Origin of the sequence: Streptomyces sp. NPDC024017, assembly GCF_040638895.1 — a bacterium.
GTDB lineage: Bacteria > Actinomycetota > Actinomycetes > Streptomycetales > Streptomycetaceae > Streptomyces.
Window position 1 is genome coordinate 614,013 of the sequence record NZ_JBEZYZ010000004.1, and the last position, 19,883, is coordinate 633,895.

Genomic DNA, 19,883 nt, shown 5'->3' on the forward strand with positions numbered 1-19,883 from the left:
AACAGGGGACGGGTCAGGCCGCCCCGAACGCCGAGAACGCCCACCCCGTAGCCTGGTGCATCGCGTCGCCCGGCAGGGCGGCCCGGGCGTCACGCAACGCCTCCGCCAGGGACAGGCCGGCGTCGAGGCCCTTGTGCAGCGCGAGCATCAGCGGCACCACCGCGGCGTCGTTCACAGGTGCGCTGCACGCCACCACCCCGGCCGTGCCGAGCGGCAGCAACGCCGTGACCAGGCCGAGCAGTTCGTCGGCGCCGACCGAGGCGAGGCGGGCGGTGTCGCAGCAGGACAGGATGATCCGGTAGGGGCTGCGGTCCAGCCGCTCGAAGTCGTGCACGACGATCGGCCCGTCGGCCATCCGCAGGGAGGAGAACAGCGGACTGTCCGCGCGGAACGTGCCGTGCGCGGCGATGTGCGCCAGCGCCGTCCCGTCCAGCTCCTCCAGCACCCGCGGCACCCGCGCCTCGTCCCCCTCCAGGACCGTCGCACAGCCGTACCGGCCGGCCAGCTCGGGCACCTCGGCGCCGCCGGTCGCCAGGCCCGGGCCGCGCACCAGCACATGGCAGCCCTCCGGCGGCGGCGCGGTGTCCCGGGCTCGCAGCCAGCTGCCCGCCGACGGCGACACGCTGAGCACCCGTTCCCGCAGTGACGGCAGCAGCGACCACGGCACCCGGTGCAGCCGCCCCGGCGGCACGATCACCACCGGGCCGCCGCCCAGATGCGCCGCGGCCGGGCCGAGCAGCAGTTCCTCCAGCCGCCGCCCCGCCGCCTCCACCACCGGAAGCCGGGCCTCTGCCCCGGGGTGGGCCAGCCGCCGCAGCCCGGCCTGGACGTGCTCGGCCTCGGTCTCCGCCTCGGCGAGCAGCCCGGCCTCGAACCGGCGCACCCGCCCCCGCCCGCACAACAGGACCTGCACCCGGCCGTCGAGGACGGCGAGTTCCACCAGCAGGACCTCGTCGCCCAGGTGCTCCAGCAGCCGGCCGACGTCGAACCGGTCCCCGCCCCCGGGAGCCTCGCCCCGCATGTGCAGGGTCCGGGAGCGGATCTCGCGCTCCAGGCGCCGCTGTTCGCGCTCCAGCGCCGGAACCGGCCGGCCCTCCATCCGGGCGGCCTCCGCGCGCGAGGCGATCTCGCGGAAGGCGGTCATGCCGCTGAGCAGTTCCGGGTCGGCGGGCGGCCGGGTCGGCGGTGTGGACAGCACGGTGGCCCGCCAGCGCTCGCTCCACACCAGCAGCCGCCGCGGCCCGCCGGACACAAGACTGGCCCGCTGCGCCAACGCCGCCAGTTCCGCGCCCTGTTCGGTGGCACGGGCCCGCAACTCCGAGGCGCCCAGCGTCATCCGGTGGTCGTCCAGCACGTCCAGGCCCCGCCGACAGGCCTCCAGCACCCCCCGCGCCGACCCGGCGGCCTGTGCCCGCAGCGCCTGCGCCGCCCACCCCGTCATCCGCGCCAGCGGCGGACCACTGCGCCGGCTGCGCGCGGCCACGGCCAAGTGCCGCTCCGCGTCCGCCGTCCAGCCCAGGTCCAGCGCGATCCGGCCCGCGAGCAGCGACGCCTCCGGCGCGGCCGGCGCGCCGAAGGACGCCAGCTTCCCGGCCACCGCGGCGGCGTCGGCGACCAGCCGCCCCGAGTCGCGCCCGGCCGCGTGCCGCGCCTCGATCAGCACCAGCCGGGCGTGCGTCTCCCACCAGGTGCGCCGCTGCCCGGCGAACAGCCGTACCGCGAGGGCCGCACGGGCGATCGCCGTGTGCGGATCGCCCGCCAGCCGGGCGGCCCGTGCGGCCGCCAGCAGCAGCTCCGCCTTGCGGGTGGACTGCCCGCCGATCCCGTCCAGCTTCCCGATCGCCGCGTCGGCCTCGGCCAGCGCCTCCGGTGCCAGCCCTGCGGCCATCAGCACCTCGCAGCGCCGGATGTTGAGCATGAACGTCGGCGTGCCGAGCCGGGCGTAGCGCTCCTCCGCCTCGTCCAGCAGCCGCAGCGCCGCCGGCACGTCCCCGGACCGGAACGCGGCCAGGCCCCGGCTCTCCACCGCGTCGGCCTTGTCGTGCTCCTGGCCGGTGGTGTCCCACAGGGCCTCGGCCGCGGTGAAGTCCGCCTCGGCCCGCTCCACCGACCCCAGCGCCAGATGCACGGTCGCCCGCAGGGTCAGCGCCCGCGCCGTCCAGATCACGTCGTCCGCCTGCCGCAGCACGGGCACCGCCCGGCGCACGTCCTCCAGGGCCTCGCGATGGTGACCGAGGACCCACCACACATACGCCCGCCGGTACAGCACCCGCGCCCTGGTGTGCCCGCCACCGCGCGCCTCACCCCGCTCGAACGCCGCCAGGCCCTCCCGGGTGCGCCCCGCGTGCACCAGCGCCACGCCCAGCGTGGCCAGCACGTCCGCCTCCCGGTCGGCCGAGTCGGCGCGCGCCGCGCACTCCCGGGCACGCCGCAGATGGTGCAGCGCGAGCCGCAGATCCCCGAAGTCCCGCTGCCAGATGCCGATCACCTGGTGGGCGACGGAGGCGTCCAGCGGGGAAGGGCCGGCGTCGAGCAGCGCCCGGGCCCTCGTGAGAGCCTCGCCCGGGTCGGCGAACACCATCGGCAGCAGTTCCGTAACCGAGTCGCTTCCCGCTGTCACTCCTCGGATGGTAGTGGCCCAGGAGCGCACCTCACAGGTGTGGAGCTGTATCAGGAGACGGACCGGCGGCTCTTGTTGACGACCGCTCACGGCATCGGCCGACGCCGTCGCACCAACGGGAGGACCCGCCATGGCACCACCTCAGCGATTCCACGAGCAGTTCGACCAGATCCAGCGCTCGATGCCGGACGTCCCCCTGGCGATGGGCCCGGACGACTCGGCGGAGTTCATGTACGAGAAGGGCGTGGTCCTCGTCCGCGACGGCGAGGAGGCCCGGATCGTCGAGGACACGGTACGGACGCACTTCACGGCGGCACCCGACCTCGACCAGGAGCAGGTCCGCCGGGCGGGACCGCAGACCAACCGCAGCGGCATCACCCGGATCCGCGTCGGCGACCCCGGCGAGGGCGGCCGGGACGCAGACCGCGCCGTCGCCCACGCCCTGCGCTCCGTCCGAGAGCGCGAGTCCCGCGCCGGGCACCGGATGGTCGCCCGCAACCACGTGGTGCACATCGCGGTCAACGCGTGCCCCGGCGACGAACCCGTACCGGCCCCGCTCAGCGAACCACCCAACCCGGCCGCCGCCGACACGCCCCACGACCCGGACACCGCCGTCGGTGTCCTCGTCGTCGACACCGGTCTCATGCACGACTACCGCTCCTGCGGCCTGCTGGCCCACACCGGCGGCGACGCCCAGCTCCAGGAGTGCGACGACCAGGGGATCCTCCAGCAGTACGTCGGCCACGGCACGTTCATCGCCGGGCTCGTCGCCGCTGTCGCGCCCAACACCGACATCACCGTCCGCGGCACGTTGAACGACGCCGGCGCCATCCTGGAGTCCGAGTTCGGCGAGAAGCTCTTCGAGGCCGTCGACGCGGGCGGCTGGCCCGACGTCCTCAGCCTGTCCGCCGGCACTTCCAACGGCCGCAGCGACGGACTGCTCGGCGTCGAGAACTTCATGCGGGAACTGCGCGAGCAGCGCACCCTGCTGGTCGCCGCCGCGGGCAACAACGCGAGCGCCGCGCCGTTCTGGCCCGCCGCCTACGCCGATCTGCCCGGCTGGGAGGACTCCGTGCTGTCGGTCGGCGCCCTGCGCAGCGACGGCGAGTTCGGCTCCTGCTTCACCAATCACGGCCCCTGGGTGAAGGTCTACGCCCCCGGTGAGCGCCTCACCGGCCCTCTCACCGGCTTCGACTCGCCCGTCCCGTACGTGTACCAGCACTCCACCTACGACGCCTGCCGCTACGGCTTCTCCTACGGCTGCACCTGCCAGCACCCGAGCCACAGCGGCGTACTGAGCGACGAGGGCAACGCCGCCAAGCCGGACCAGGTGATGTTCGAGGGGTACGCGCAGTGGAGCGGCACCTCCTTCGCCACCCCTGTGACCGCCGGCCTGGTCGCCGCCCACATGACGGCGCACAAGGAGACCGACCCGCGCGCGGCCCGGCAGCAACTCCTCGCCACCAACGCGGAGTTCGCGGAGGTGCGCGGCGCGCACGTCCCGGCGCTGCGTCCGCCCACCTGGCGTCCGGTCCCGGTCGTGCGCCTGGGCCCCGGGCTGTGAGGGCCGAAGCCGCCCCCTCCACGGCGTACGATGACGTGCCGTACTCGAGGGGTGGGGCTGCCGTGGACCGTACTGATGCCGGCGCGCTCGTCCAGGCAGCCGCAGACGGTGACGCGGCGGCCTGGAAGGCGCTCGTGGAAGGACTGAGCCCCCTGGTCTGGTCCGTCGTCCGGGCCCACCGGCTCTCCGACGCCGACGCCCACGAGGTGTACCAGACGGCCTGGTTCCGCTTCGCGCAGCACCTCGGGCGGATCCGCGAGCCCGGCAAGGCGGGCGCGTGGCTGGCCAGCACGGCACGCCACGAGTGCCTGAAGGTCATCAAGAGTTCCCAGCGGCTGACGCTGACGGACGATCCGCAGCTGCTGGACCGGGTCAGCGAGGACGGCACGCCGGAACAGTCGCTGCTCGACTCCGAGGAGGCCGCCGCGCAGAGCGAACGCGTGCGGAGGCTGTGGCAGGAGTTCGAGGAACTGGGCGAGCGGTGCAGGCAGTTGCTGCGTGTGCTGATGGCCACGCCGCCGCCCAGCTACCAGGACGTGTCCGCCGCGCTGGGGATCGCGGTGGGCAGCATCGGGCCGCTGCGCCAGCGCTGTCTGCGGCGCCTGCGGGCCCGGCTCGAGGCACGGGGGGCGATGTGAGCGACATGAACGGCGACCTGCACGGTGACGAGATGTTCGGCGAAGAGGACTGGGGCGACGAGGAGTTCGACGCCGGTTTGCTGGAGGAGGAGCTGCGGCAGGCCGCCGCCGTCCTCGACCCGGTGCCGGCGGAGCTCCAGCAGATCGCGGTCGACGCCTATGCGCTGCACGACCTCGACGCGCGCGTGGCCGAGCTGACCTTCGACTCGCTGATCGACGCCCTCCCGGTCAGGGGCGCCACCGACGTGCCCCGGATGCTGACCTTCCGGGCGGGCGAGGTGACCGTCGACGTCGAGGTGACCGCGCAGGGACTGATGGGGCAGGTGCTGCCGCCGCAGCCGGCCCGCATCGAGGTCCTCGGCGGCCCGCGGCCCGGCTCCCCGCTCACGGCCGACGACCTGGGCCGCTTCACCGGTGACGTACCGCTGTCCGGCCCGTTCGCCCTGCGGCTTCGGACCGGTGGGGACGTGGTGGTGACGGAGTGGCTGCGGGCCTAGGGCCTGTCGTGTGGATCAGACCGCAGACGCGGGGCCTGGCACGCGCCTCTGCCGCGTTGTCGTCGGTTGCCGACTCCCCCACGCTCGGCTGCGCTCGCGCGGGAGGGACCCCCATCGCGTCGACTCCCTCCTCCGCCTTGCAGCTACACGCACCAGACCCCGCTCACCGGCGTTGAACAGCACCGTCGCCTCCCTGCGGCCTGATCCAAACGACAGACCCTAGCCACCAGACCGTGAACCAAGTCGGACGGTTCGACGGTTCAGCGGGACGCCGCGTCGACGAGGTCGGCCAGCGCGGCGGCGAGTCGCTCCAGCCCGGGTCCGGCGGGGCCGCCCGGCTCGGTCATATAGGTGTCCCGGCGGATCTCCACCATGAGCGCGCTCACCTCGGGCCGCTTCCCGTGGAACTCCAGGGGGACGTAGGTCCCGCTGAAGGGGGTGTCGAGCTGCGTCTCCCCGAACGCCTCCTGGGCGGCGTCCAGCAGCGCGGGGGGCGTGTGAAAGGAGTCGGTACCGAGGCAGACCGCCGGGCGGGGCCCCTCCCCGTGGAGCTCGTACGGCAGCCTCCGGCTCGGGTAGGAGTGCACGTCGATGATCACGGCCCGCCCGGCGGCCTCCAGCCGGTCCGCCACGGCCCGTGTCATCGCCCGCGCGTACGGCTCGAAGTACCGCTCGACCAGCGGCGCGGCATCGACGTCGTCGGGGCGCAGCACATCGCCGTGCGTGGTCCGCGTGTACACCGCCCCCATTCCGACGGCCAGCATCTCCTCCCGCTCGTCCGGAAACCGCTCCGGATCGACGACCAGCCGGGACAGCCGGTTGACGAACCGCCACGGCGTGACACCCGCCAGCCCGGCCGCCTCCTCGGCGATCCGGTCCGTGTACGCGTCCGTGATGTGGTCCAGCTCCCGCGCCAGCTCCTCACCGGCCGGCACGATCCCCGCCCGCACGGCGTCCGGTATCTCCCGCGCGGAGTGCGGCACATGAAGGAGCACCGGGGACCGCCCGGCCCCGGGCAGCAGCTCGAAGGGCGGCGGGGCATCGGTCACGAGGCGGCTCCAGGGGCGTTGTCAGTGGTGTCCGGCAGGATCAAGGTGCCACACCACCGGACCATCGAGGCCGAGGACGTCATGCCGATCAGCAACCAGCAGGTGAGCACCCATCCGTTCCTCCGGGCGCTGTACGACGACGACTACTACCCGGACCACGTGGTGGACCGCGGCCGCGCGATCCTGCTCGCCCTGTGCGAGCGCGTCGAGCGGGAGCGGCCCGCCGGCCTCGCCGCGCTGTACGCGCTGACGCAGGCGGCCACGGAGGAGTTCAACGACCTGGAGGCCGCGTTCGAGGCGGCCGGCAGTGAGATCGAGACGGTGGCCCGGGAGGAGATAGCCGAGGACTTCGCCTTCCTCGCGCGTGCGTACGGCTTCCCGGACGCGGACGTGGAGGAGCTGATCGCCACCCGGGAGTGGTGAGGGCCGGGGGAGGGGCGCACATGGCTCCGCCCCGGCCGGGCGCTGTGCCGGCCGGGGCGGAGTCAGGGGGCCGATGAAGGCCGGGGGCGTCAGCTCAGGGACGCCAGGGCCTCGTTCCACGTGGTGGACGGGCGCATGGCCGCCGCGGCCTTCGCCGGGTCGGGCTGGTAGTAGCCGCCGATGTCGACCGGCTTGCCCTGGGCGCCGATCAGCTCGTCGACGATCTTCTGCTCGTTCGCGGCGAGCGTCTCGGCGAGCGGGGCGAAGGCCTTCGCCAGGTCCGCGTCGTCGCTCTGCCCGGCCAGCTCCTGCGCCCAGTACAGGGACAGGTAGAAGTGGCTGCCGCGGTTGTCGATGCCGCCGACGCGACGGGTCGGGGACTTGTCCTCGTTGAGGAAGGTCGCCGTGGCGCGGTCGAGGGTGTCGGCCAGGACCTGGGCGCGGGCGTTGCCCGCCACCTTCGCGAGCTGCTCGAAGGACGGCACCAGGGCGAAGAACTCACCCAGGGAGTCCCAGCGCAGGTAGTTCTCCTTCACCAGCTGCTGCACGTGCTTCGGCGCCGAGCCGCCCGCACCCGTCTCGAACAGGCCGCCGCCCGCCATCAGCGGGACGACCGACAGCATCTTGGCGCTGGTGCCCAGCTCCAGGATCGGGAACAGGTCGGTCAGGTAGTCACGCAGGACGTTGCCGGTGACCGAGATCGTGTTCTCGCCGCGGCGGATGCGCTCCACCGACAGCTTCGTCGCCTCGACCGGGTTGAGGATCCGGATGTCCAGGCCCTCGGTGTCGTGCTCAGCGAGGTACGTGTTGACCTTCGCGATCAGGTTGGCGTCGTGCGCGCGGGTCTCGTCCAGCCAGAACACCGCCGGGTCACCGGTGGCGCGGGCGCGGGTGACGGCCAGCTTCACCCAGTCCTTGATCGGCGCGTCCTTGGTCTGGCAGGCGCGGAAGATGTCACCGGCCGAGACCGTCTGCTCGATGAGCGCGGTGCCGTTGCCGTCGACCAGGCGGACGGTGCCCGTGGTGGGGACCTCGAAGGTCTTGTCGTGGCTGCCGTACTCCTCGGCCTTCTGCGCCATCAGACCGACGTTCGGCACCGAGCCCATGGTCGACGGGTCGAAGGCGCCGTTGGCCCGGCAGTCCTCGATCACGGCCTGGTAGACGCCCGCGTAGGAGGAGTCCGGCAGGACCGCGAGGGTGTCGTGCTCCTGGCCGTCCGGGCCCCACATGTGACCGGAGGTGCGGATCATGGCCGGCATGGAGGCGTCCACGATGACGTCCGAGGGGACGTGCAGGTTCGTGATGCCCTTGTCGGAGTCGACCATGGCCAGCTCCGGGCCCTCGGCGAGCTCGGCGTCGAAGGAGGCCTTGATCTCGGCGCCCTCCGGCAGGGCGTCCAGGCCCTTCCAGATGCCGCCCAGACCGTCGTTCGGGGTCAGGCCGGCCGCGGCGAGCTTGTCGCCGTACTGCGCGAACGTCTTCGGGAAGAAGGCGCGCACCACGTGGCCGAAGACGATCGGGTCGGAGACCTTCATCATCGTCGCCTTCAGGTGCACCGAGAACAGCACGCCCTCGGCCTTGGCCTTGGCGACCTGCGCGGTCAGGAACTCGCGCAGCGCGGCGACGCGCATCACGGAGGCGTCGACGACCTCGCCGGCGAGCACGGGTACCGACTCGCGCAGCACCGTGGTGGTGCCGTCGTCGCCGATGAGCTCGATGCGCAGCGCGCCGTCCTCGGCGATCACGACGGACTTCTCGGTGGAGCGGAAGTCGTTCTGGCCCATGGTCGCCACGTTGGTCTTGGACTCGGCGGTCCAGGCGCCCATGCGGTGCGGGTGGGACTTGGCGTAGTTCTTGACCGAGGCGGGGGCGCGGCGGTCCGAGTTGCCCTCACGCAGGACCGGGTTCACGGCGGAACCCTTGATCTTGTCGTAGCGGGCGCGGATCTCGCGCTCCTCGTCGGTCTTCGGGTCGTCCGGGTAGTCCGGCAGGGCGTAGCCCTGGCCCTGCAGCTCGGCCACGGCGGCCTTGAGCTGCGGGATGGACGCCGAGATGTTCGGCAGCTTGATGATGTTGGCGGCGGGCGTCTTGGCGAGCTCACCGAGCTCCGCGAGGGCGTCCGGGATGCGCTGGTCCTCGGTCAGGTACTCCGGGAACACGGCGATGATGCGTCCGGCCAGCGAGATGTCGCGGGTCTCCACGGCGACACCCGCCTGCGACGCGTACGCCCGCACCACCGGCAGGAAGGAATACGTCGCCAGGGCGGGGGCCTCGTCAGTGTGCGTATAGATGATGGTCGAGTCAGTCACCGGGTGCTCCGCTCCACGTCTGCAACATTGCTCGACATCAAGATATCTCGTGATCGACCTCGTCTCGACAGGGGTCCGCGACCAGTTTTGTGCAACCGATCGCCCCGCTCCCGTGTCTGGGAGAGAGATCACTCACTCCAAGCCACGGCCGGACCTGACCACCCGGCCGTCCAAGCGAAAGCGGACCATGAGATATCGCACCAGAGTGACGGCCCCGGCGGTCGCCCTTCTCGGCACGGCGGCGGCACTGACCACGGGGATCCCGGCCCAGGCGGCCGGCAGGACCGGCGCCGTCCCGGGCCCCGAGACCCTCGGCGACCCCGTCTACCCCGCCCTCGGCAATGACGGATACCGCGTCTCGGCCTACCACCTCGACTTCGCGTACGACGCCACGACCAAGCTCGTCGAGGCCACCGCGACCCTGACCATCCGCACCACCCAGGCCCTCAGCCGCCTCTCCCTGGACGCGCGCGGCCTGGACATACGCTCCGTCCGGGTCGACGGCCGCACGGCCGCCTTCGAGCAGGTGGCCGAGAAGCTGCGGATCACCCCCGCTCGTCCGCTCGCGGCGAAGGCCCGGGCCACGGTGTCCGTGGCCTACGGCGCCGACCCGCGCCGGACCCCGCCGCCCGCCGGCGGCTGGGTGGCCACCCCGGACGGATTCGCGGTGTGCTGCCAGCCGGACCTGGCGCACACCGTCTTCCCCTGCAACGACCACCCCTCCGACAAGGCCGATTTCACCTTCCGCCTCACCGTGCCCGCCGGACTGCGGGGCGTCGCCAGCGGCCGGCTGGAGCGCACCGAGCAGCTGTCCGGCGACCGCACCGCGTACACGTACCGCTCCCGCTCGCCGATCGCCACCGAGGTGGTCCAGATCACCGTCGGCGACTACGTGATCAAGGACCGGCAGGGCCCGCACGGCCTGCCGCTGCGGGACGTCGTCCCCGTCGCCCGGGCCACCGCGCTGGAACCGGCCCTGGCGCTCACCCCGGCCCTGGTGGCGTGGGTCGAGCAGCGGCTCGGCGCGTACCCCTTCGAGACGTACGGCCTGCTGCCCTGCAACAACGACGCCTCGAACGCCTTCGACTTCACCGGTCTGGAGACCCAGACCCTCACGATCTACAAGCCGAACTACCTCCTCCAGGAGGAGAGCAAGATCGGCTCGCACATGATGCACGAGCTGGTCCACTCCTACTTCGGCAACAGCGTCAGCCCCGCCACCTGGGCCGACCTGTGGCTGAACGAGGGCCACGCCGACTTCTACGGGCTGCTGTACCGCTACGAGCGCGGCTGGGCCGATTCCAAGGGCATGACCACCATGGAAGCCCGGATGAAGGACACCTACGCCCTCGGTGACCAGTGGCGCCAGACCTCCGGGCCGGTCGCGGCACCCAACGCGGCCAACCTGTTCGACAGCCAGCGCTACCTCGGCGGCGTCCTCGTGCTGTACGCGCTGCGTCAGCAGGTCGGAGAGGCGGCCTTCACGGCCCTGGAGCGCGCGTTCCTGGAGCGGTACCGCGACTCCACCGCCTCCACGCAGGACTACATCACCGTCGCCTCGGAGGTCTCCGGCCAGGACCTCACCGGCTTCCTCCGGGACTGGCTGTACGGCACGAAGACGCCGCGGATGCCGGGCCACCCGGACTGGACCGTGACGCCGGCGAAGGCGTCCCTCTCGGCGCCGCGCGACCGGAGGGACAGCCACCACCACGAGAACTCCGCGACGCTGTAAGGAGCCGGCGCCTCAGTCGAACCGGGCGGATTGCAGTCCGCCCGGCTCGATCTCGCCGGTCCGCTGCTGCGGGATGGCGACCGCGCCCTGCTGGAGCGCCACCGTGCGGGCCGGGGCCGGGATGCGGATGCCCTCGGCGCGGTAGCGCTTGTGCAGGCGCTTGATGAACTCGTGCTTGATCCGGTACTGGTCGCTGAACTCGCCGACGCCCAGGATGACGGTGAAGCCGATGCGGGAGTCGCCGAAGGTGTGGAACCGGATGATGGGCTCGTGCTCCGGCACGGCGCCCTCCACCTCGGTCATGGTCTCGGCGATGACCTCGTTGGTCACGCGCTCCACCTGCTCCAGGTCGCTGTCGTAGGCCACCCCGACCTGGACCAGGATGGTCAGCTGCTCCTCGGGGCGCATGAAGTTGGTCATGTTCGCCTGCGCGAGCTGACCGTTGGGGAGCACGATGAGGTTGTTGGACAGGTTGCGGATCGTCGTCTGCCGCCAGTTGATGTCCTCGACGTAGCCCTCCTCGCCACTGCTGAGCTTGATGTAGTCACCGGGCTGGACGGTCTTGGAGGCGAGGATGTGGATGCCCGCGAAGAGGTTGGCGAGGGTGTCCTGCAACGCCAGCGCGACCGCCAGACCGCCGACACCCAGGGCGGTGAGCAGCGGCGCTATGGAGATGCCCAGGGTCTGGAGCACCACCAGGAAGCCGATCGCCAGGACCAGGATCCGGGTGATGTTGACGAAGATCGTGGCCGAACCGGCGACCCCGGAACGGGACTGGGTGACCGTGCGCACCAGCCCGGTCACCACCCGGGCCGCCGACACCGTCGCGACGAAGATGAGCAGCACGGTGAGCACCTGGTTGGTGGTGTGCTGCACGGAGCGGGTCAGCGGCAGCACCGCCGCAGCGCCCGCCACGCCGCCCACGACCGCGGCCCAGGGCACCACGGCCCGCAGCGCGTGCACGATGACGTCGTCCCCGCTCCAGCGGGTGCGGTCGGCGTGCCCGCCCAGCCAGCGCAGCACCATGCGCAGCGCGAACGCCGTCAGCAGGCCCGAGGCGAGGGCGATGCCGGCGAACAGCAGATCGTCCACGGTGAGTGCCCGGTTCACCGGTCACCTCCGGGGTGCAAAACCGCGGCGAACGCCGCCACCAACGGCCGGATGTGAAGTCTCGTCACGTCGTCACCTGCTCGTTTTCCGGGATGTTCGAAGGTGCCCGACCACCCTGACCTGCGGTCGGCACGATCGTTCATCCTGCCGTATCCCGTACGGGGTTCCGTACCGCGGACGGGGGTGAGCGGAGGGTGAGTTACTGCACATGACGCACGGTCACGTCCGGCTCGCTCACAGGTCCGTGAACGACCCGTGCCGACCCTCGCCGGAGGCGAAGCGGGCGACTCCTTGGAGGCTTTCGGCCAGGACACCCGCGCCGTGCCGGAATTCGGCCAGCAGCGCGGCCGGCTCGTCCAGGCCCTCCTGCTCCAGGACGGAGGCCCGGTCGGAGCGCAGGCAGGACTGCGGGAGCCGGGCGATCCGCGCGGCCAGTTCCTCGGCCTCGGCGCGGGCCCGGCCGGGCGGCACGAGGCGGTTGACCAGCCCCATGCCGTGGGCCTCGGGCGCCGGGACGGGACGGCCGGTGAGGATCAGGTCGAGGGCGCGGCTGGTGCCGATCAGCCGGGGCAGCCGCACGGTGCCGCCGTCGATCAGGGGCACACCCCAGCGGCGGCAGAACACGCCGAACACGGCGTCCTCCTCGGCGACGCGCAGGTCGCACCAGAGGGCCGGCTCCAGACCCCCGGCCACGGCGTGCCCGGCGACGGCGGCGATCACGGGCTTGGACAGCCGCAGTCGGGTCGGTCCCATCGGGCCGTCGCCCTCCGGCACGGCCCGGTTGCCCCGCTCGGTGCCGAGCGCCTTCAGATCGGCGCCCGCGCAGAACGTGCCGCCCTCGCCCCACAGCACCGCCACCCGGGCCTCGTCGTCCGCCTCGAACTCCCTGAACGCGGCGGCGAGTTCCGCGGCGGTCGGGCCGTCGACCGCGTTGCGTGCCTCGGGGCGGGAGAGGACGACGGTGGTCACATGGCCCTGACGCTCGATTCGCACCGGCATGGTGACGTCCCTTCTGCGTGACGGAGTCGGCACGCTACCGGGGTCAGATCACCTTCAGCCGCACCAGTGCCGCCAGGGTCAGCGCGCCCGGCGCCAGCGGCAGCCAGACGGTGATGACCCGGAAGGCCAGGACCACGGCGGTGGCCACCGCGGCCGGTCCGCCCGCCGCCACCAGCGCCACGACCAGCGCCGCCTCCACCGAGCCGATCCCGCCCGGCGTGGGCACCAGCGCGACGGCGACCGTCGCCGCCAGGTAGGCCACCGCCATGTGCGCGGCCGGGACGTCCAGCCCCAGCGCCCGCCCCACCAGCACCAGTACGGACGCCTGCAGCGCCGGGAAGGCGAAGGCTCCGCCCCACAGCGCCAGGGCCCGCGCCGGGCGGGTGTGCACCGAGCGCGCCTCGCCGAGCGCTGTCCGCAGGAAGGACACCAGGGCGGAGCGCAGCCGGCGCACCAGGGTGAGCACGGTCGCAGCGATCACGAGCACCACTCCGACGCCGGCCAGCAGCGGGCCGAACGCCGTCTCCGGCACCAGCGTGCCGAGGCTCAGCGCGTCGGGGAACGCGACGAGCAGGGCGCCCAGCAGCAGCACCCGGCCGACGCTCTCGGCGAGCAGGTACAGGCCGAGGGCGGCCGAGGAGCGGGCGAGCGGCAGCCCGCACACCGTCATGAACCGCAGGTTGACCGCGCTCGCGCCCAGCCCGGTCGGCAGCAGATGGTTGGCCGCGCCCGCCGCGAACTGCGTGGCCAGCAGCCGTCGTCGGGGCAGCCGTTCGACGACCGCGCCCTGCCGGGTGCAGGCGGCGGCTACCCAGGTCAGACAGGTCGTTCCGGCCGCCGCCAGCAGCCAGGGCCACTCGGCGGTGCCCAGATGCGCGAAACCGGCGGCCAGCACCGACCGGTGCTGCACCGCGACCACGGTGACGAGCAGGAGCGGGAGCAGACACAGGATCTGCCGCAGGCGGCGGACCGGGACGCGACGGGGGAGTCGTCCCGGGCGGAGTTCGGGGAGTTGTACCGCTGTCACGTCTCCCGAGGCTGTCCAGGCCGTGCCAACTGCGGGTTGCGGGAGCGGGGACTGGGGATTGCGCGCGGGAAGCGGCTGTGTGGGGAGCGTCATCGGAGCCTTTGCGCGGAGGGACGGGGAAGAGGGGGATCGGGCTGATTGTGCGGGATGGCGGGGAAATGCGCGAGCTCCTTGACCTCAAGATTGCTTGAGGTTTTACGGTCGCTTCCATGAGCATGGAGACCACAGCGTGGACACAGCTGCACAGCGTCATGAACGCCGAACGGGAGCGCCACCCCTTCGCCCTGGCGACCCTGCGCCGCATCGGCGCGTTCGCCCGCCCCCACCGGCGCCGCATCGCCCTCTTCGTCCTGCTCGGCGTGGGCTCCGCCCTGCTGGCCGTGGCGACCCCCGTGCTGGCCGGGTCGGTCGTGGACACGATCGTGTCGCACGGCGACGAGGGCACCGTCGTACGTCTCGCCCTGCTCATCGCGCTGATCGCGGTGGCGGAGGCGGCGCTGGGCATCCTCGGCCGGAGGCTGTCGGCGACGCTCGGCGAGCATCTCATCCTCGATCTGCGGACCGCCGTCTTCGACCATGTGCAGCGCATGCCGGTCGCGTTCTTCACACGCACTCGTACGGGCGCACTCGTCTCCCGGCTCAACAACGACGTCATCGGCGCCCAGCGCGCGTTCAGCAACACCCTCTCCGGAGTGGTCAGCAACCTCGTCACGCTGCTGCTCACCCTCGCGGTGATGCTCACGCTGTCCTGGCAGATCACCCTGCTGGCGCTGGTGCTGCTGCCGGTGTTCGTGATCCCGGCCCGGCGCATGGGCAGCCGGATGGCCCGGATGCAGCGCGAGGCGGCGACGCTGAACGCCGCGATGGGCACCCGCATGACCGAGCGGTTCTCCGCACCCGGCGCCACCCTGGTCAAGCTCTTCGGGCGTCCCGAGGAGGAGTCGCGGGAGTTCGCCGAGCGGGCCCGCCGGGTCGCGGACATCGGGATCCGCACGGCGACCGCCCAGGCGGCCTTCATCACCGCCCTCACCCTGGTCTCCGCCCTCGCCCTGGCCCTGGTCTACGGCCTCGGCGGCTGGTTCGCCCTGCGCGGCGCCCTGGAACCGGGCGCGGTCGTGTCGCTCGCGCTGCTCCTGACCAGGCTCTACGCCCCGCTGACGGCGCTCGCGGGGGCGCGCGTCGAGGTGATGAGCGCGCTGGTCAGCTTCGAGCGGGTCTTCGAGGTGCTGGACCTCAGGCCGCTCATCGAGGAGAAGCCGGACGCGCGTCCGGTGCCCGACGGGCCCGTGGCGGTCGAGTTCGACCGGGTCCGCTTCGGCTACCCGGCCGCCGACAAGGTCTCCCTGGCATCGCTGGAGGAGGTCGCGTCCCTGGACAAGCGAGGCGGCGACGAGGTCCTGCACGGCCTGTCCTTCCGCGCCGAACCCGGCCAGACCGTGGCGCTCGTCGGCTCCTCCGGCGCCGGCAAGTCGACCATCGCGCAGCTGATGCCACGCCTGTACGACACCGACGAGGGGACCGTGCGCATCGGCGGTGTCGACGTCCGCGACCTCACGGCACAGTCGCTGCGGCAGACCCTGGGCATGGTCACCCAGGACGGCCACCTCTTCCACGACACCGTCCGCGCCAACCTCCTGCTCGCCCGCCCGGAGGCCACGGAGGACGAGCTGTGGGACGCCCTGCGCCGGGCCCGCCTCGACGACCTCGTGCGGTCCCTGCCCGACGGCCTCGACACCGTGGTCGGCGAACGCGGCTACCGGCTCTCCGGCGGCGAACGCCAGCGCATGACCATCGCCCGGCTGCTGCTGGCCCGCCAGCGCGTCGTCATCCTCGACGAGGCCACCGCCCACCTCGACAACACCTCCGAGGCCGCCGTCCAGGAAGCCCTCACCGAAGCCCTCGAAGGCCGCACGGCCGTCGTGATCGCCCACCGCCTGTCCACCATCCGTGCGGCGGACCAGATCCTGGTCGTCGAGGCCGGCCGGATCGTGGAACGGGGCACGCACGAGGAACTCCTGGCGGCGGGGCAGCGGTACGCGGAGCTGTACCGCACCCAGTTCGGCGGGCCGTCCGACGGGGCCCGGGATGCCACGCTGGAGGAGGCCGCGTAGAGGCGTGAACGCCTGCCCGGACCTGTGCGTATTCCTGTCCGGTAGTCCTGTCGACAGGCCTAGGGTCTGTCGTTTGGGTCAGGTCGCAGGGAGGCGACGGTGCTGTTCGACGCCGGTGAGCGGGGTCTGGTGCGTGTAGCTGCAAGGCGGAGGAGGGAGTCGACGCGATGGGGGTCCCTCCCGCGCGAGCGCAGCCGAGCGTGGGGGAGTCGGCGACCGACGACAACGCGGCAGAGGCGCGTGCCAGGCCCCGCGTCTGCGGCTTGATCCAAACGACAGGCCCTAGAGCCCGCACCCGGAGAGGCGACGTGTCCCAGCAGCAACCGCCCGTACGATCCACCCGCCGCAGCCCGTCCCGCGCCCACTGGCCGCGCGCCGTCGCGGTGGCCGGTGCCCTGGCCGCGCTTCCCCTGGTCACGGCCTGCAGCGGCGGTGACGACGCCGAGGGCGCCGGCGGCGGCAAGGCGGCGCCGAGTGTGACCGCCGCTCCCGCCGCCGGGGTCGTCGCACCGGCCAAGGTGGAGGTGATCGCCGGGCTGACCGGCTGCAAGCCGAAGATCCGCATCGACGCCGACGAACTGCGCCAGGGCGTGTGCCGCACCAAGAGGGCCGACTACCTCATCACCACCTTCCCCGAGGAGAAGTACAAGGAGACCTGGCTGGAGGAGGCGCGTGTCTACGGAGGCAAGTACCTCGTCGGCACGCGCTGGGTGGTCAGCGTGAAGCCGGCGCTGCTGGAGTCCTTCCGCGCGAAGCTCGGCGGCACGATCAGGGAGCTGCGGGGCATCGGCCCCCAGCCCGGCCGGCCGTGACAGGAGCGGGCCCGCCCCGACCGACTCCTTGTCGCTGATGCCGGTGGGCGTCATGATTGTGCGACTCGGCACATGAGCCGTCCCCCTGGTGGCGGCATCGGAGATTGAGTTCGTCGTGGTCGCCACCTTTCGTCGCCATTCGCTCGCGGGCGAGATGCTGGTGCTCCAGCTCGCCATCGTCGTGGTGGTGCTGCTGGCTGTCGCCGCGGTCTCCCTCGCCCAGTCGCAGGCCACCTTCAACCGCGTCGAGGGACGCCGGGTGAGCGCGCTCGCCGAGCAACTGGCCGCCAACCCGCTGGTGCGCAGCCAGCTGGTGCGTCCCGCGCCCGGGGAAGCGCTCGCCCCGCTGGTGCTCGCCACGCAGGCGCAGTCCGGGGTGACGTCGGTGACGGTGGCCGACGGGGCCGGGCGGATCGTCAGCTCCACGAATCCCACGGTGGTCGGCGAGCGGATGCGCCTGGGCCCGGGCACCGCCCGGGGGCGCGGCTGGTCCGGGCAGCTCACGCTGGACGGCAACCGCGAGCTGGCCGCCCAGGTGCCCGTCCTCGGGGCCACCGAGGAGAACCTGGGCCGGATCCTCGGCACGGTGATGATCGGCGAGGCCGATCCGACGGTGTGGCAGCGGCTCAGCGGCGCCTCCTCCTATCTGCTCGCCTATCTGGGCATCGCCAGCGGACTCGGTGTGGCCGGCTCCTGGCTGCTCGCGCGGCGGGTGAAACGGCAGACCCTCGGGCTGGAGCCGGGCGAGATCGCCGGGCTCGCCGAGCACCGGGAGGCGATGCTGTACGGGATTGCCGAGGGCGTGATCGCCCTGGACCCGCAGCACCGGCTCACCCTCGTCAACGACATGGGCCGCCGGCTGCTCGACCTGCCCGAGGACTGCGTCGGCCAGAGCCTGGAGGGCCTCGGCATCGACGGGCGACTGCGCGACGTGCTGTCCGGCACCGCCGCCGGCGAGCGCGACGAGGTCGTCCTCCGCCGGGGCCGGGTCCTGGTGATGAACCGGATGACCGTCACCAAGGACGGCCGGCCGCTCGGCTCGGTCACCACCCTGCGCGACCGCACCGAACTCGCCCGGCTGGAACGGGAGATCGGCTCCTTCCGCAGCTCCTCGGAGCTGCTGCGCGCGCAGGCCCACGAGTTCGCCAACCAGCTGCACACCATCTCCGGGCTGATCCAGATCGGCGAGCAGGACGAAGTCGTGCGCTACATCCGCGGGTTGAGCCGGCACCGCCAGTCCCTGGACGTCACCCTCAGCCGCCGCGTCCGCGACACGGCGGTGGCCGCGCTGCTGATGGCGAAGGCGTCCCTCGCGGCCGAACGCAAGGTCAGCCTGCGCATCTCGGACGACACCGCGCTGGAGCGGCTGGCCCCGGAGGACGCCGCCGACGTGGCGACCGTCGTGGGCAACCTGGTGGACAACGCCGTCGACGCCGCAGTCGCCCGGGACGACGCCTGGGTGGAGGTGGCGCTGTGGCAGGACGCCTCCAGCGTGGAGATCGTGGTCCGCGACTCCGGGCCGGGCGTGGCCCCGGAGCTGGCCCGCGAGGTCTTCTCCCACGGCTTCACCACCAAGGCCGCGCGGGAGGGCGAGCGCGGTATCGGACTGGCCCTGACCAAGCTGGTCTGCGAACGGCACGGGGGAGAGATCTCGGTGACCAACACCCCCGAAGGGGCCGTGTTCACCGCACGCATGACCGTCGGCCACCTCACCCGCGCGGTGGCGGAAGGAGCGGCCCCATGACCGAGGCGAACGACAAGGCGGGCGCGATCGACGTCCTCGTGATCGACGACGACTTCATGGTGGCCAGGATCCACCGCGCGTTCGTCGAACGCGTCGAGCCGTTCCGCGTCGTCGGCACGGCCCACACCGGCGGACAGGCCATCGAGGCGGTCGACGAACTGCGCCCCGACCTCATCCTGCTCGACCTGTACCTCCCCGACCTCTTCGGGCTCGACGTCATCCCCCGGCTGCGCACCGCCGGCCACGACTGCGACGTCATGGTCATCAGTGCGGCGACGGAAACCGACACCGTGCGCGGCGCGGTCCGCCGCGGTGTGGTCGACTACCTCCTCAAGCCCTTCGAGTTCGCGGACCTGCGCCCCCGGCTGGAGCGCTACGCCGCCCAGCGGGGCCGGATGCTCACGACGGTGGTCCGGGGCCAGGCGGACGTGGACCGGGTCCTGGCCGGCGCGTTCGTCCCCGCACCGGCCCAGGCCCTGCCCAAGGGCATGAGTGTGGAGACCGCCGAACTCGTGGAGCGGGCCCTGCGCGAGGCGGACGGCACCCTGTCCGCCACCGAGTGCGCCGCCGTCACCGGCGTGTCCCGCGTGAGCGCCCGCCGCTACCTGGAGTACTTCCACGGCACGGGCAGCGCTGAGGTGTCCCTGCGCTACGGCGTCGCCGGGCGGCCCGAACGCCGCTACGGCTGGCGGGCCTGAGCCGGCACCCGGTACCCGGCCCCGGGGCCGATGTCCTCGTGGTGGGCGTGCACGCGCCGCAGCAGGGAGGCGAGTTGCTCTCGCTCGGCCTCGCTCAGCGGGGTCAGGAGGTCGTCGTCCGCGGACGCGATGTCGGCGTTGAGATGGTCGAGGGCCGTCCTGCCCTCCGGGGTGATGCGGACGTCGACACGGCGGCGGTCGGCGAGGCTGCGGACGCACACGACCTGCCCCGCGTCGGCCAGGTCCTTCACGATCTTCGCGAGGTCACTGGCGTTCATGTCCAGCCTGGCGGCCAGCACGCCCTTGGGCTGCGGGCCGAGGTCGGCGACCAGGGTCAGGACGGTCAGATGCCATAACCGCAAGCCTCTGGCGGTGAGCTTCTCCGACAGGGTGCGGCGGGCGGCCTTTCCCGTCGCGTACATCAGGTACGCGCTGAGGTTCAGCACGCTGGGCGGCGTCAGCCCGCCGCTACCGGAACCGCTCGGACCGTTCAGCCCACCACCAGCAGAACCAGCACCAGCACAGCCCCGGCCGCCGCCGGCCCCAGCAC

At 72.6% G+C, this 19,883-nt stretch carries 16 protein-coding genes; 9 read left to right on the top strand and 7 right to left on the bottom strand.

Annotated elements, in window-relative coordinates; genetic code table 11:
* Positions 1-13: 13 nt before the first annotated feature.
* A complete protein-coding gene (locus AB0G20_RS14155; RefSeq protein ID WP_361300968.1) occupies positions 14-2,581 on the bottom strand; it encodes a CHAT domain-containing protein in 2,568 nt (855 codons plus the stop codon).
* Positions 2,582-2,750: 169 nt separating this feature from the next.
* Here AB0G20_RS14155 and AB0G20_RS14160 point away from each other — a divergent pair, with 169 nt between their 5' ends.
* The 3 genes from AB0G20_RS14160 (at position 2,751) to AB0G20_RS14170 (ending at position 5,319) form a co-directional block, all read left to right on the top strand.
* Positions 2,751-4,184, top strand: coding sequence for a S8/S53 family peptidase (locus AB0G20_RS14160; protein ID WP_361300845.1), 1,434 nt, complete (start codon positions 2,751-2,753; stop codon positions 4,182-4,184).
* A gap of 62 nt (positions 4,185-4,246) precedes the next feature.
* Complete coding sequence (locus tag AB0G20_RS14165) at positions 4,247-4,822, top strand: sigma-70 family RNA polymerase sigma factor (protein ID WP_248501920.1); 576 nt, start codon at positions 4,247-4,249, stop codon at positions 4,820-4,822.
* Positions 4,823-4,854: 32 nt separating this feature from the next.
* Complete coding sequence (locus tag AB0G20_RS14170) at positions 4,855-5,319, top strand: hypothetical protein (RefSeq protein WP_361300971.1); 465 nt, start codon at positions 4,855-4,857, stop codon at positions 5,317-5,319.
* A gap of 260 nt (positions 5,320-5,579) precedes the next feature.
* Here AB0G20_RS14170 and AB0G20_RS14175 read toward each other — a convergent pair whose 3' ends face one another.
* Positions 5,580-6,368, bottom strand: coding sequence for an N-formylglutamate amidohydrolase (locus AB0G20_RS14175; protein WP_361300848.1), 789 nt, complete (start codon positions 6,366-6,368; stop codon positions 5,580-5,582).
* Positions 6,369-6,449: 81 nt separating this feature from the next.
* On the opposite strand from AB0G20_RS14175, the gene AB0G20_RS14180 reads away from it, so the two are divergent.
* Positions 6,450-6,791, top strand: coding sequence for a DUF5713 family protein (locus tag AB0G20_RS14180; RefSeq protein WP_361300974.1), 342 nt, complete (start codon positions 6,450-6,452; stop codon positions 6,789-6,791).
* Positions 6,792-6,880: 89 nt separating this feature from the next.
* On the opposite strand, the gene AB0G20_RS14185 is transcribed toward AB0G20_RS14180, so the two are convergent.
* Positions 6,881-9,100 carry an NADP-dependent isocitrate dehydrogenase gene (locus AB0G20_RS14185; RefSeq protein ID WP_361300851.1) on the bottom strand — a complete coding sequence of 740 codons (2,220 nt, stop codon included), beginning with the start codon at positions 9,098-9,100 and terminating at the stop codon, positions 6,881-6,883.
* A 187-nt stretch (positions 9,101-9,287) separates the two neighbouring features.
* Here AB0G20_RS14185 and AB0G20_RS14190 point away from each other — a divergent pair, with 187 nt between their 5' ends.
* On the top strand, positions 9,288-10,832 hold the full coding sequence (locus AB0G20_RS14190) for a M1 family metallopeptidase (protein WP_361300854.1): 1,545 nt from the start codon (positions 9,288-9,290) through the stop codon (positions 10,830-10,832).
* A 12-nt stretch (positions 10,833-10,844) separates the two neighbouring features.
* Here AB0G20_RS14190 and AB0G20_RS14195 read toward each other — a convergent pair whose 3' ends face one another.
* From AB0G20_RS14195 to AB0G20_RS14205, 3 genes are all read right to left on the bottom strand, one after another.
* The gene (locus AB0G20_RS14195; RefSeq protein WP_361300857.1) at positions 10,845-11,942 is read right to left on the bottom strand and encodes a mechanosensitive ion channel family protein; all 1,098 of its coding nucleotides are present in this window, start codon (positions 11,940-11,942) and stop codon (positions 10,845-10,847) included.
* A 234-nt stretch (positions 11,943-12,176) separates the two neighbouring features.
* Positions 12,177-12,941: a crotonase/enoyl-CoA hydratase family protein gene (locus AB0G20_RS14200; RefSeq protein ID WP_361300860.1), complete on the bottom strand. Its 765-nt coding sequence runs from the start codon at positions 12,939-12,941 to the stop codon at positions 12,177-12,179.
* A gap of 43 nt (positions 12,942-12,984) precedes the next feature.
* Positions 12,985-13,884, bottom strand: a complete 900-nt coding sequence (locus AB0G20_RS14205; RefSeq protein ID WP_361300977.1) for a lysylphosphatidylglycerol synthase domain-containing protein — start codon at positions 13,882-13,884, stop codon at positions 12,985-12,987.
* 299 nt (positions 13,885-14,183) lie between these two features.
* Here AB0G20_RS14205 and AB0G20_RS14210 point away from each other — a divergent pair, with 299 nt between their 5' ends.
* The 4 genes from AB0G20_RS14210 (at position 14,184) to AB0G20_RS14225 (ending at position 19,333) form a co-directional block, all read left to right on the top strand.
* The gene (locus AB0G20_RS14210) at positions 14,184-16,079 is read left to right on the top strand and encodes an ABC transporter ATP-binding protein (protein ID WP_361300980.1); all 1,896 of its coding nucleotides are present in this window, start codon (positions 14,184-14,186) and stop codon (positions 16,077-16,079) included.
* Between the two features lie 308 nt (positions 16,080-16,387).
* Positions 16,388-16,891, top strand: a complete 504-nt coding sequence (locus AB0G20_RS14215) for a hypothetical protein (RefSeq protein ID WP_361300863.1) — start codon at positions 16,388-16,390, stop codon at positions 16,889-16,891.
* 115 nt (positions 16,892-17,006) lie between these two features.
* Positions 17,007-18,635, top strand: a complete 1,629-nt coding sequence (locus tag AB0G20_RS14220; RefSeq protein WP_361300866.1) for an ATP-binding protein — start codon at positions 17,007-17,009, stop codon at positions 18,633-18,635.
* Complete coding sequence (locus AB0G20_RS14225; protein WP_361300869.1) at positions 18,632-19,333, top strand: response regulator; 702 nt, start codon at positions 18,632-18,634, stop codon at positions 19,331-19,333. Before AB0G20_RS14220 ends, AB0G20_RS14225 begins: the two co-directional genes overlap by 4 nt.
* On the opposite strand, the gene AB0G20_RS14230 is transcribed toward AB0G20_RS14225, so the two are convergent.
* The gene (locus AB0G20_RS14230) at positions 19,315-19,779 is read right to left on the bottom strand and encodes a MarR family winged helix-turn-helix transcriptional regulator (RefSeq protein ID WP_361300872.1); all 465 of its coding nucleotides are present in this window, start codon (positions 19,777-19,779) and stop codon (positions 19,315-19,317) included. The genes AB0G20_RS14225 and AB0G20_RS14230 overlap by 19 nt on opposite strands.
* Between the last annotated feature and the right edge of the window lie 104 nt (positions 19,780-19,883).

Excerpts from the sequence above, each read along its gene's own strand:
- AB0G20_RS14190 (WP_361300854.1), top strand. The coding sequence starts at position 9,288 with ATGAGATATCGCACCAGAGTGACGGCCCCGGCGGTCGCCCTTCTCGGC.
- AB0G20_RS14200 (WP_361300860.1), bottom strand. The coding sequence starts at position 12,941 with ATGCCGGTGCGAATCGAGCGTCAGGGCCATGTGACCACCGTCGTCCTC.
- AB0G20_RS14170 (WP_361300971.1), top strand. The coding sequence starts at position 4,855 with ATGTTCGGCGAAGAGGACTGGGGCGACGAGGAGTTCGACGCCGGTTTG.
- AB0G20_RS14225 (WP_361300869.1), top strand. The coding sequence starts at position 18,632 with ATGACCGAGGCGAACGACAAGGCGGGCGCGATCGACGTCCTCGTGATC.
- AB0G20_RS14155 (WP_361300968.1), bottom strand. The coding sequence starts at position 2,581 with ATGGTGTTCGCCGACCCGGGCGAGGCTCTCACGAGGGCCCGGGCGCTG.
- AB0G20_RS14160 (WP_361300845.1), top strand. The coding sequence starts at position 2,751 with ATGGCACCACCTCAGCGATTCCACGAGCAGTTCGACCAGATCCAGCGC.
- AB0G20_RS14210 (WP_361300980.1), top strand. The coding sequence starts at position 14,184 with ATGGAGACCACAGCGTGGACACAGCTGCACAGCGTCATGAACGCCGAA.
- AB0G20_RS14180 (WP_361300974.1), top strand. The coding sequence starts at position 6,450 with ATGCCGATCAGCAACCAGCAGGTGAGCACCCATCCGTTCCTCCGGGCG.